This window comes from Kitasatospora sp. NE20-6, assembly GCF_045862635.1.
This window is the reverse complement of record NZ_BPRL01000034.1, coordinates 74,736-87,071: the sequence shown is the minus strand read 5'-3', so window position 1 is coordinate 87,071 and position 12,336 is coordinate 74,736. Positions and strand designations below refer to the sequence as shown.

Here is a 12,336-nt window from a genome sequence, read left to right as displayed (position 1 = left end):
TCGGGAGGAAACCGGCACTTCGGCCCGCAGCCGCACACCCGTCAGCCGAATGGGTCAGCGCAGGCCGTGGAATATATCCGACAGAACACCGATTTTCGGGCGGCAGCCGTTATCTCGTCATTGCCGCTCGCACTGATCTGACGGGAGAATCGGAGAGTACCCGACACCCGGTCGCACGACCCGGTGTTCGGCATACCCGCGGACAGGTGTGCCCGCAGACGGCCGGAAGGAGGACCGTGATCAACCGCAACGACCACGGCCGGGATCCTTCCGCCGGACGCACCATCGCCCTGCAGGCCTGGGTCGAGTCCGGTGTTCCGATGCTCCGCGCCCCGCGTCAGTTCGTCCGCGAGCTCCACCAGCGGCACCTGCCGCAGCCCGGCACGACGGTGGTCGCGGTGCTGGACGCCGCGCACCAGCTGACCGCCTCCGCCTCGTTCTCGGCGCGCCAGCACGTCACGGACGGCTGGCACCACCGCAACACGATCCTCTCCCACCTGCGGCAGGTGATCCCGCACGACCTCCGGCTCGCCGCGCCCGTGCGCACCGCGGTGCTGATGCGCTGCCGCGAAGGGATCCCGGAGTGGACGGAGCAGGACGGCGCCTGGATGTGGGCGCTCCGTGACGCGGCCGCACTGCACGGCCTGCGCTGCGGCTCGTACGTCGCGCTCACGCCCGCGGGCTGGCACGTGATCGGGCACGACTGGCGGGGGCGCAGCCCGCACTCGGGTTCGTGGGCGGACGGGCCGGTGCACACGGTGACGGAACTGCCGCCGCGCAGCGCCCGCGAACCGGAGCGGACCCGCCCGTCCGCGGCGGTGACCCCGCTCGACGCGATACGCCGGGCCGCCGCCCGCTGAGGGCGGGCGACGGCACGGCTGAGCATCGCGGGGACGGACCGGGTCAGGCCGGGACGGGACGCTCCGCGCCCGGGAACAGCGGGGCGACGGCCTCGGTACCGCCGCAGACGACGAGCAGGGAGCCCGCGAGTCCGGCCGCCCGGACGGCGGCGCTGCCGGCCCGGTTGGCACCGCTCGCGTTGACCACGAGCACGACGACCTCGCGGCGCGCCTCGCGGACGGCGGAGTCGGCAGCGTCGGCGTAGAACACGTCGGCGGCCTCGGCGAGCTGCGCCCGGTAGCGCTCCTCGCCGAACGACAGCTCGTGCTGCTGCCAGGGGTGTGCTTCGCCGACGGTCAGCACGAGCACGTCGCCGGGCCGGCGGCCGGCTTCCAGCAGCTCGTCGACGACGTCGTCGGCGCAGCCGAGTGCGTCCTGCGGCGTGGCCGGCAGGAGCCGGACGGTCGGGGACTGCGGGCGCGCGGCGGAGCCGGACCCGGTGGCGGGACGGGGCCCCGGCACGGTGCCGGACGCCCGCGGCGCGGCGGGTCTCGGCGGCGCCGGGCGGGGCGGTGCGGGCCGCGGACCCGGCACGACGCCGGACGCAGCAGGGTTGACGGAAGGCATACGGGGGCTGGGTGCGTCCGACGTGTGGGGGAGGGGAACGCCGGGGCCCGGGATACTTTCGTGAATCTCCGGCTCCTCGGGGAAGACAGGCATACCCGGATATCTATCAAACGCCGGACGGATGCGCACGGGCGCCCCACCTGTTGAGCACCGCCCGCGGCCCGCGGAGGCGCGCCCGGCGGGGGCCTGCGGGGGCCTGCGGGGCGTCAGAAACCCAGGGTGAGCTGCTGGTCCGCGGGTTCGGGGGTCCGTTCGCGCTTCAGGTGCTGCCACCGCGGAAGCGCGTCGAGGTAGGCCCAGGACAGCCGGTGCTCGGCGGTCGGCCCGAACTCCTCCAGTGCGGCGCGGTGCACCGGGGAGGGGTAGCCGGCGTTGTCCTCGAACCCGTAGCCCGGGTGTTCGGCGCCGAGCTCCTCCATGTACCGGTCGCGCTGCACCTTGGCGAGGACGGACGCGGCGGACACGCACACGCAGGACTGGTCGCCCTTGATCACCGTACGGACCCGCCAGGGCCCGCCGAGGTAGTCGTGCTTGCCGTCGAGGATCACGGCGTCCGGACGGACGGGCAGGGCGGCGAGCGCCCGGCCGGCGGCGAGCCGGAGGGCGGCGGTCATGCCGAGTTCGTCGCACTCCTGCGGGGACGCGTGGCCGAGCGCGTAGGCGGTGACCCAGTCGGCGAGCACCGGGGCGAGGGCTTCCCGGCGCTTCACCGTCAGCAGCTTCGAGTCGGTCAGGCCGTCGGGGGCGCGGCGGAGCCCGGTCACGGCCGCGCCGACGGTGACCGGTCCGGCCCAGGCGCCGCGTCCGACCTCGTCCAGGCCGGCCACCACGGCGGCTCCGGCCCGGCGCAGCGAGCGCTCGACCGAGTGGGTCGGGGGGTCGTAGGGCATGGCGGTCCGTTTCGTCGGGCTCCGGAGGCCACCAGCCTACGTCCACGGCGGCACCGCCCCGACCGGCCCGGGCGGGGCCCGTACCGGATGAGGGCCCGCGCCGGTGGGGGCGGGGGCTAGGCCCGCACCATGGGAACCAGGACCTGGTCGACCAGCTCCGCGGCGAACGCCTCGTCGAGCGTGTTCTCGCAGCCCTTGGCGTGGAAGAGCATCATCGCGGGCGCGACGTCGGCGACGATCTGCGTGGCCGCCCCCGTCCGGACGTCGCCGCGGATCTCGCCGCGCCGCAGGATGGTGAGGGTCGCCGCGTTGGCCGGCTCCAGGACCCGGCCGAGCAGGAAGTCCTTGAAGGAGGAGGCCTGTTCGTGGTCGAGCTCGGCCATCAGGACGCGGATGGCCGTTCCCGCCCGCGAGTTCATGATCGCGCCCATGCCGGCCACGAGCTGCATCAACTCGGCGCGCACCGACCCGAGGTCGGGGATGTCGGTGCGGGGTGGAAGAGTGGCGGCGAGGGCCTGCACGACCAGGTCGGCCTTCGACGTCCAGCGCCGGTACAGCGCGGCCTTCCCGGTCTGCGCTGCCCCGGCGACGCCTTCCATCGTCAAGCGTGCGAATCCGCCGGAGGTGAGGAGTTCGAGGGTCGCGTCGAAGATCGCGCCCTCCAGTGCGCGGCCGCGTCGCCGCGACTGGACGACACCGCCGGGGGCGGGCGCCGCACGGTCCGGGGCCGGAGCGCCGGGAGCGCCCACGGCGCAGGGGGGCGTGGGGCGGGCGGACGGCACCACGCGGACGCCGACGGGGGCCGCGGGGGCGCCCGGGGAGGGCACGACGCGCGTCCCGGCCGCAGGGGGCGCACAACCGGCCGCGGCCGCCCCCGACGGCCCGTCCGACGCCTGACGCCGCACCATCTGATCCATCGTCACCACTCTCAAAGAACGCTTGCGTTCACAATCTCCGACCCGATATCGTCCCACGATAGTGAACGAGCCCGTTCCTCGACAGTGTTCGTGCGCCGCCATCGGTCGCGCGGCCGCGGATCCACGCACGTCGCGGGCTCCACCGGCACCACCTCACAGCGCACGGACAACCAGGGGGAACACCACGTGGCCATCTCCGACAAACTCAGTCCACCCTCACCGCCGAAGGCCGGGCCGGGCCGGGGCCAGGGCATCACCCTCGCCGTCATCGCGGCCTCCCAGCTCATGGTGGTGCTCGACGCGACCATCGTGAACATCGCCCTCCCGCAGATCAAGGGCGACCTCGGCTTCTCCGACACCACCCTCTCCTGGGTGATCAACGCCTACACGCTCACCTTCGGCGGCCTGCTGCTGCTCGGCGGACGCCTCGGCGACATCCTCGGCCGGCGCCGGGTCTTCATCGTGGGCGCGCTGCTCTTCGGTTTCGCCTCGCTGCTGGGCGGGTTCGCCCAGGACTCCACGCTGCTGCTCGCCGCCCGCGCCCTCCAGGGCCTCGGCGGCGCGATCTGTTCGCCGACCGCGTTCGCCCTGATCGCCAGCAACTTCGAGGAGGGCCCGGCCCGCAACCGCGCGTTCGGCGTCTTCTCCGCGGTCGCCGGATCCGGCGCCGCGATCGGCCTGCTGGCGGGCGGCCTGCTCACCCAGTACCTCGACTGGCGCTGGGTGTTCTTCGTCAACGTGCCGATCGCCGTCCTGATCGCGGTCGCCGCCCCGCGGTACATCAAGGAGTCGGAGCGCCGCCCCGGCCGGTTCGACCTGCCGGGCGCGCTCACCTCGACGGTGGGCCTGGTCGCCCTGGTCTACGGCTTCATCCGTGCCGCCTCGGACGGCTGGACCGAGCCCCTGACCCTGGGGTCGTTCGCGCTGGGCGCGGTGCTCGTCGCCGCCTTCGTGGTCATCGAGCGGCGGACGGCGCAGCCCATCACCCCGCTGCACCTCTTCCGGAACCGCAACCGCACCGGCGGCCTGATCATGATGCTCTGCCTCGCCGCGGCGATGTTCGGCATCTTCTTCTACATCACGATCTTCGTGCAGACCGTGGTCGGCTACAGCCCGCTGAAGGCCGGATTCGCATTCCTGCCGATCAGTGCCGCGATCATCGTGGCCGCGCAGATCGCGTCGGCCTTCCAGGCGAAGCTCGGTCCCAAGGTCTTCATGGCGGGCGGAGCGGCCCTCGTGGCCGTCGGCCTGACCTGGCTGACCCAGCTCAAGGCCGACAGCGGCTACGTGGACGGCATCCTCGGCCCGACGGTGATCTTCGGCTTCGGCATGGGCCTGATCTTCGTCCCGGTCATGCTGATCGCGGTGGCCGGCGTGTCCGACCACGAGACCGGCGCGGCCTCGGGCCTGCTCAACTCGGTCCAGCAGATCGGCGGCGCCCTCGGTCTCTCGATCCTGACGACCGTCTTCAGCACGGCCGCCAAGTCGAAGGCCACCGAGCTCGTGCCGGGGTTCCTCAAGAGCGCGAGCCCGGAGCAGGCCGAGCAGTTCCAGCGCACCCACGAGTTCCCGGTGGGCAGCGCCGCCTACAGCGAGACCCTGGCGCACGGCATCGGCCAGGGCTTCATCGTGGGCGCCGTCCTCGCGGTGGTGGCCCTGCTCGTCGCGGTCTTCATGGTGACGGCGAAGGCCAGCGACCTCCCGTCCGAAGCTCCGGCGGGCGTCGCGGTCTGACGCACCGTGCGGCGGCGGGCCCCGGGGTCCGCCGCCGCACCGGCCGTCAGTAGTCGTCCACCGAGCGGTACAGCGACACGCCCGCCCGGACGCACGCCGCCCGGTCGGAAGGGACCGGCCGGTCACGGAGGATCTCCCGGGCCCTGGCCTCGGCCAGGCTCGTCGCGTACCAGGGCAGGTGTTCCTCTTCGAGCGCCCGTGCGATCTCCTGCAGGGCGCAGGTGCGGCGGTCACCGGTGAGCCGGTCCAACGCGGGCACCGCGTCGGCGGAGAGGCTCCGCAGGTAGGCGACGTCGATCGTGTCCGAGTGCTCGTAGCGGCGGACGTTCTGCTCGGCTATCAGGGCGTCGGGGCTGATCAGCCCGAAGACCGCGGTCGCCGCCACCGCGCTCAGCACCACGGCGCGGGGAAGCCAGCGCGCCGAGGCGGCGATGCTGCCGACGATCACCAGGACGAGCACCGCACCGAGCCAGATCTCGACGGCGGCCACCGAGATCCGCAGCCGGGTCAGCCCGAACACGTCGACGTAGCGGTGCATCCGGTACAGCGCCGAGCCGACCACCACCAGGGTCAGCGCGCACAGCAGCGCGAGCAGCCCGGTGGACGTCCAGCGGTCCCGCGGCGTCGACCGGGGGGCCCACCGGCGGGCGAGGGCCACGACGACCAGGACGAGCAGCGTGACGATCAGCAGCTGCCAGAACCCCTGCCGGGCGTACTCGGCGGGAATGACCCCCGGCTTGCGCATGACCGATTCGTAGCCGCCGACGAACACCACGGCCTGAACGGCGGCGAAGCCTCCGAACAGCAGGTTCAGCAGGACGATGGGCAGACCCCACTCCAGCCGGCCGCGCTCACGGCCCGGAGTCACGGGGTAGCGGTCGAAGCGGCGCGGACCGGCCGCGGTGTGCGCGGCGCCGAACGCCAGGAGCAGCCCCACGAGGAACAGCAGCAGCTGCAGCGGCGAGTCGTCGAGGTCGACGTCGGGCATCAGGTCGCCGAGCAGTTCGGCGACGGCCGCGTCCGCGCTCGCGAAGAGGCCGCCGAAGACCAGCAGCAGCACCAGGGAGACGCCCGCGGCCTTGGCCACCGAGGCCATCCGCGCCCGGGCCGGGTAGCGGCGGGTGCGCAGCGCCACGACCGCCCACGCCAGGCCGGGGACCAGGTGCGACCACAGGCCGACCGCGCCCAGGAGGACTCCGGGCCAGCGGCGTCCGCCGTGCAGGGCGAGCGATCCGGCGGCGGTCGCGGCGAGCACGGCCAGGACCACCGGCCAGGACGCCTCCGTGAGGGCGGGTACGAGCAGCAGCACCAGCGCCGAGAGCGTCCAGACGACCGTCCACGGCCTGACCCGGCGCCCTGCGGCGGCAGAGGCGAGCGCGGCCCCGACGGCGCCGACGACGGCCCAGATCAGGACGTTGACACCGAGGCCGTCGGTGAGCAGGGCCGCCGCCAGCAGACCGGCCGCCACTCCGGCGCCCACGACGCCGAATCCCGGCAGCGCCGGACGGGTCGGTGCGGTGGCGACGATCCACGCGGGGTCCGGCGCCTTGGCGGGGGGCGCCCACACCGTGCCCGCCCCGAAGGCGCCTTGCGGCGGTACCCGCGAGCCCGCCGACGCCGGCGGGCGAACGCCCGACGGCGGGGATCCGGCCCCCGGCGCGGACGGCGCCGCCGCAGCCGGGGCCGGGGGAACCGCACCCGAAGGCTCCGCGCCCGAAGACTGGGCGATCGAGGGGTCGGCGGGCGTGGGGCCCGGACGTGGTGCGGGGTCCGGACGTGGTGCGGGCTCGGGCGGATTCTGCTCGGGCCGGTTCGACATGAGTCCCCCTCGGACGTGGCGGGGCACACGGGATCCAGGGGTTCGGCCCCGCGGCGGTGATCGCGACTCTAGGCCGTCCGAGATATTTCTGAACAGGTTCAAATGACCGGACGGGGGCTTGTGTCGCAGAGTTGTGACACAAGCCCCCTCCGCCGACCCGGCGTCAGTAGGCGCCGTAGAGCGAGTAGACGAGGGTGTCCTTCACCGCCGGTCCGAAGGTGGCGGGCCAGGTGCCGAACGGCACCACCGCGTTGCTGTAGGCGCCGGAGCCGGCGGCCCCGGTGGAGAAGTGCATGTTGTTGACGGTGGAGCCGGTCCCGTTGCTGTTGTAGACGAACCAGTACGTGGTGTTCGCCGCCAGCGTGAAGGACACCGGCACCGAGTTCCAGGCGTTGGGCGTCAGCGTGCCGGAGGCCGTCGAGGTGAGGAGCGTGCCCGGCGAGCCGGCGCTGTCGCTGTAGACGGCCAGCTGGAACTGGTTGTTGGGCGCCGCGCTGACGGTGCCGACGTGCACGCTGAGCGAGGTGAGCGCCACCGGGGACGAGCCGGTGGTGACCTTGGACCCGTTCAGGTGGTTGGAGTCGGTGTCGTCGGTGAGGGTGCCGACCGTGCTGGAGCCGATGGTCAGCGGCGGGGCCCCTGCCGTGGTGAACGCGGCGTTCACCGGACCGGCCAGACCGTTGCCCGCGACGTCCTTCACCCCCTGGACGGTGGCGGTGTAACCGGTCGTCAGGGCGAGTGCGGCACTCGGGGTGAGGACGGCCGTGCTGGTGGCCGCGTCGTAGGTGACCGTGCCGGCCACCGGCGTGCCGCCGCTCGTCGTCCGCAGGGTGACGGCCGCGGAGGTGACCGTCGCCGCGTCCAGCGGCTCGCTGAAGGAGAACTTCACCGGTCCGGTGGCGGACACCCCGGTCGCGCCGTTGGCCGGGGTGGTCCCGGTGACGGTGGGTGCGGTGGTGTCCTGGCCGTAGACGGCGGCGTACGAGCCGACCGTGCCGTCGAAGAAGGCGTAGGCCGTGCCCTTGACCGTCTCGATCCGGTACGGCACGGTCTGCCCCTGCCGGGAGATCCCGGTGAGCGTGCCGGAGGCCGAGTTGACCGGCACCATGGCGCGCAGGCCGCGGGTGCCGCCGGTGATGCCGAAGGTGAGCGAGGAGCCGCTCCAGGCGAGGCCGGTGAAGGCGGAGCCGTTGCGGCCGTCGAGCCAGGTGAGCATCTGGCGGCCGGAGACCACCGGCACGCCGCGGGCCTTCGCGGCCGCGATGACCGCGTCCGAGGCGCTGGAGGCGGCGAAGTCGGTGTGGATGTTGGCGCCGATCGCCGCGTAGTAGCCCTTGCTGCCGTACGCGCCGTCGAGCAGCGCGGTGATCGTCGACGGGTAGGACTGCCCGGACTCGTCGGTGAGCTGCGTGGTGGCCTGGTACTCGTCGACGATGCTGCCGTCGGTGTCGGCGAACTTCATGATCATGCCGGTGCCGTTGAAGTAGCCGGGCCGGTCCTGCACGAAGGCCGACGGATAGTAGTAGTAGTCCATGTCGAGCCGGATGCCGTTGGCGAGCTTGGTCTTCGCCTGCGTCGCCCAGTCGTCCCACTCCACGCAGTGCGTGCGGCTGCTCGACGGGTCGGGCAGCGAGCCGTACTTGGCCTTCCAGGCGGTCAGCTGGCTGCTGTAGAGGCTCTGCAGGTCGGCGGCGGTGCCCCACGGCTTGCAGTTGGTCGTGACGTGCACGCCCACCTCGAAGCCCTCGTCGGTGTAGGCCTGGGCCTGCGCGGCGGTCATCGGGTCGTTGGTGTAGATGTACGAGGAGCCGCGCACGCACTCCCAGTCCGCGACGGAGCACCCGGCGGGCGACTGCCCGATGTAGCTGTCCCAGCGGCCGACGGTGCCGCCGATGCCGTGGTCGTCGCCGCTCATCACGACGACGGCCTTCACGTCGCGCGGGAAGTACCAGAAGCGGGGCAGCGGCTTGTTCGGCGCGTCCATCAGGCCGATGAGGTTGGCGAGGAGCCGCTGCTGCTCGTCGGCGATCGGGATCAGCGCCTTGCCGAGGTCGTTCCAGTCGGCCTGGCCGTTGGTGCCGAAGAACATCTCGGCGGCCTCGTAGCCGTCGGTGCCGTCGCGCTGCTGCCCGGCCCAGGCGATGTTGCCCTGGCGGGTCTGCACGACGGACTTCGCGAGGTCGTAGGTGAAGGCCGCGGCCCGGCCGCTGCCGGCGGTGCGCAGGGTGACGGCCGGGTTGGCGGTGGCGGTGGTGGCGTCGTCGTAGAGCGTGGCGACGGCGGTGGCGCCGTTGAGGGTGTAGCGGTCGGCGGTGCCGTGGAAGCCGATGGTGTCGGCGGTGAGGCCGGCGCCGGGGGCGGCGGCGGTGTCGATCCTGAGGTAGGCGTCGCCGAGGGTGCCGGTCGTCGCGGTGAGGCCGAGCAGGCCGGCGAGCTGCTTGTCGGGACGCATGGCGATCAGCCGGCCGCCGCCGTTGGTCCAGGTGGTGAACATCGAGACCTGGGCGGCGGTGAGGGCCGTCTCGGCGAGGAGCACCACGTCGTGGGCGGCGAGCGCGGCGGCGGTGACGTCCGCGAGGTCGGTCCGCCGGTAGTAGTTGAGGCCCTCGGCCTTGAGGATCTCGGCGTAGTACGCGGTGTACGGGCTGGAGGCGCTGCCGACCAGCAGGATCGGGCCCTCGGTGCCGGGGCCGCTGCCGGGCGGGGTGGTGCCGCCGCCGTCCTGCGTGTAGGTGGCGTAGATGGAGAAGGTGGCGCTCATGGAGCTCATCGCGCCGAACGCGGCGGGCCAGGTGCCGTAGGCGGTGCCGCCGGTGGAGTAGCCGCTGGTGCCGCCGCTCGCGTAGTGCAGGTTGTTGACGGCGCCGCTCGTGCCGTTGGTGTTGTACGCCAGCCAGTACGCGGTGTTGGCGTTGAGCGGGGCGCTGAGGGCGAGGGTGTTCCAGGCGTTGGCCGTGAGGGTGCCGGAGGGGCTGGAGGCGACGAGTGCGCCGGGCTTCCCGGCGGCGTCGGCGTAGACCGCGACCTGGTACTGGTTGTTGGGCGCCGTTCCGACGGCGCCGACGTGCACGCTGATGCCGGTGACGGTGCCGCCGGTGGACCCGGTGACGAACCGGGAGGTGTTGATGTGGTTGGAGTCACCCGAGTCGGTGGAGCCGCCGATCGCGGTGCTGCCGAGGGTCGCGGTGCCCGCCGCCGCCGCCGGCCCCGCGGCGGGCCCGGTGGCCAGCACGGCCCCGGCCAGTACGGCGGCCACCAGGCCGGCCAGACGTCTTCTGAACCTCACACCATCCCCCATATTCCGATCACCGGATCAAAGGCGGAACTGCCGCTACCGGTCTACCGGTCGGGCGGCGGGTGCGTCCTCGAAATCCACACATTCCTGGGCCATGTCACGCACAGTCAGACGGAACGCCCGCCGACCCGGAGCAGGGTCGGCGGGCGTTCGGGCCCACGGCCCGCGTGCGGACCGGCGGGCGGATCGGCGGCGGATCGGCGGGCGGATCGGCGGGCGGCGTCAGCCCTTCACGGAACCCGCGAGCAGGCCCCGGACGAAGTACCGCTGGAGGGCGAAGAAGACGATCAGCGGAATGATCAGCGACAGGAACGCTCCTGCGGTCAGCAGCTCCCAGCGTCCGCCGAAGGAGCCCGTGAGCTGCGCCAGCCGTACGGTCATCGGCGCCACCTCGGGCGTGCCGCCCGCGTAGGTGAGGGCGACCAGCAGGTCGTTCCACACCCACAGGAACTGGAAGATCGCGAACGAGGCGAGCGCCGGCGTGCACAGCGGCAGCACGATGGACCGGAAGATCTTGAAGTGCGAGGCGCCGTCCACGATGGCGGCCTCCATGATGTCCCGCGGGAGCTGCGCGATGAAGTTGTGCAGCAGGAAGATCGCCAGCGGGAGCGCGAACATCGTGTGCGCCAGCCACACCGGCGCGTACGTCCCGCTCAGGTCGAAGGCCGGGATGATCGTGACCGAGCCCAGGTGGGCGCCGCCGGAGAACAGCTGGAGCAGCGGGATCAGCGCCATCTGCAGCGGCACGATCTGCAGCGCGAAGATCAGGAAGAACACCACGTCGCTGCCGCGGAACCGCACCCAGGCGAGCGCGTACGCGGCCATCGCGGCGAGCACCAGCGGGAAGACGGTCGCCGGGATGCTGATCGCCACCGAGTTGACCAGGTACGGCAACAGACCGCCGCTGACGCCGAACCCGCCCTCGAACAGCACCGTGTGGTAGTTGTCCAGCGTGGCGTTCGGGTCGCTGAAGAACGTCCACCAGCCGCTGGACGCCACGTCCTCCTCCGGGCGCACCGAGGTGACCAGGAGGCCGATCGTGGGGATGGTCCAGAGCACGGTGACCACGATCATGAACAGCGAGGCCAGCGGGCTGCTGAACGCGCGCCGTACGGACCGTGCGGGCGGTGCGCCCTCGGCGGGCGTGGCCGGGGAGAGCTTGGCGCTCATCGGTGCTCACGCTCCTTGCGCAGCTGGACGATGTTGTAGATCACCAGGGGGGTCACGGCCAGGAAGAGGATCACCGCGAGTGCGCTGCCGTGCCCGACGTTGAACTGCACGAAGGACTGCGAGTACATCTCGTTGGCGAGCACCTGGGTGCCGAAGTTGCCGCCGGTCATCGTCCGCACGATGTCGAAGGCCTTCAGCGTGGTGATCATGACCGTGGTGAGCACCACCACCAGGGTGGTGCGGATCATCGGGACGGTCACGTACCGGAAGAGCCGGAAGCCGCGGGCGCCGTCGAGCCGGGCGGCCTCGGTGATCTCGTCCGGGATGGCCTTGATCGCCGCCGACAGCACGACCATCGCGAACCCGGTCTGCACCCAGACCATGACGATCATGAGCAGGAAGTTGTTGAGGGGGTGGCTGAGGATCCAGTTCGGCGGGTCGTCCCAGCCGAGGCTGACGGCCAGCTGGCTGAGCAGGCCGATCTGCGGCTGGGAGGGGTCGCGGTCCTCGTAGACGAACTTCCAGATGATCGACGCGCCGACGAGGGAGATCGCCATCGGCATGAACAGCAGCGACTTGTAGATCGCCTGGCCGCGCATCCGGTCGACCAGCAGGGCGAGCAGCAGGCCCGCGCCGGTGGCGGCCAGCGGGGCGACGACGAGCCACTGGAAGGTGTTCCACAGCACCTGGTGGATCGAGTCGGTGGTGAACGCCCAGCCGTAGTTGCGGCCGCCGACCGCCTTCGTCGAGTCGTCGTTGTAGAAGCTCAGGTACACCGTGCGGATGAGCGGCACGATGAGGCCGACCACCAGCAGCAGCGCGGCCGGGCCCAGCATGACGCCGATCGACAGCGGCCGGGAGAGCCGTCCGCTCGCCCGGCCCGCGGCGAAGAAGACCAGGAGCAGGATGCCGAGAAAGCCGGCGACCGCGCCGACGCTGTTGCCTAGCTTGATCGTCGCGTCCGTCCACGCCGAGTCGGCGAGGTGGACGGCGTGGACCGGTGCCGTGGGCATGCGGAGGGTCCTTCCTCGGACATGGGGAGGG

General features: G+C 72.4%; 9 protein-coding genes. 2 read left to right on the top strand and 7 right to left on the bottom strand.

The features are described from left to right. Window positions 1-236 precede the first annotated feature (236 nt). Window positions 237-860, top strand: coding sequence for a hypothetical protein (locus tag SNE206_RS22860; protein ID WP_407915343.1), 624 nt, complete (start codon window positions 237-239; stop codon window positions 858-860). Window positions 861-903: 43 nt separating this feature from the next. Here the strand turns inward: SNE206_RS22860 and SNE206_RS22855 are convergent, their stop codons facing one another. The 3 genes from SNE206_RS22855 to SNE206_RS22845 all read right to left on the bottom strand — a co-directional run bounded on the left by SNE206_RS22855 (window position 904) and on the right by SNE206_RS22845 (window position 3,184). Next, complete coding sequence (locus SNE206_RS22855; RefSeq protein ID WP_407915342.1) at window positions 904-1,362, bottom strand: hypothetical protein; 459 nt, start codon at window positions 1,360-1,362, stop codon at window positions 904-906. A gap of 311 nt (window positions 1,363-1,673) precedes the next feature. After that, the gene (locus SNE206_RS22850) at window positions 1,674-2,357 is read right to left on the bottom strand and encodes a ribonuclease HII (protein ID WP_407915341.1); all 684 of its coding nucleotides are present in this window, start codon (window positions 2,355-2,357) and stop codon (window positions 1,674-1,676) included. A gap of 116 nt (window positions 2,358-2,473) precedes the next feature. Further along, entirely contained in the window at window positions 2,474-3,184 is a 711-nt protein-coding gene (locus SNE206_RS22845; RefSeq protein WP_407915340.1) for a TetR/AcrR family transcriptional regulator, read from the bottom strand. Between the two features lie 276 nt (window positions 3,185-3,460). Here SNE206_RS22845 and SNE206_RS22840 point away from each other — a divergent pair, with 276 nt between their 5' ends. Then, a complete protein-coding gene (locus SNE206_RS22840; RefSeq protein WP_407915339.1) occupies window positions 3,461-5,008 on the top strand; it encodes an MFS transporter in 1,548 nt (515 codons plus the stop codon). Between the two features lie 46 nt (window positions 5,009-5,054). Here the strand turns inward: SNE206_RS22840 and SNE206_RS22835 are convergent, their stop codons facing one another. From SNE206_RS22835 to SNE206_RS22820, 4 genes are all read right to left on the bottom strand, one after another. Further along, window positions 5,055-6,575 carry a DUF4153 domain-containing protein gene (locus SNE206_RS22835; protein ID WP_407915338.1) on the bottom strand — a complete coding sequence of 507 codons (1,521 nt, stop codon included), beginning with the start codon at window positions 6,573-6,575 and terminating at the stop codon, window positions 5,055-5,057. Window positions 6,576-6,990: 415 nt separating this feature from the next. After that, entirely contained in the window at window positions 6,991-10,113 is a 3,123-nt protein-coding gene (locus SNE206_RS22830; RefSeq protein WP_407915337.1) for an Ig-like domain-containing protein, read from the bottom strand. A 231-nt stretch (window positions 10,114-10,344) separates the two neighbouring features. Then, on the bottom strand, window positions 10,345-11,292 hold the full coding sequence (locus SNE206_RS22825) for a carbohydrate ABC transporter permease (protein WP_407915336.1): 948 nt from the start codon (window positions 11,290-11,292) through the stop codon (window positions 10,345-10,347). Then, window positions 11,289-12,305 (bottom strand): carbohydrate ABC transporter permease, encoded by a 1,017-nt coding sequence (locus SNE206_RS22820; protein ID WP_407915335.1) that lies wholly within the window; start codon window positions 12,303-12,305, stop codon window positions 11,289-11,291. Before SNE206_RS22820 ends, SNE206_RS22825 begins: the two co-directional genes overlap by 4 nt. Between the last annotated feature and the right edge of the window lie 31 nt (window positions 12,306-12,336).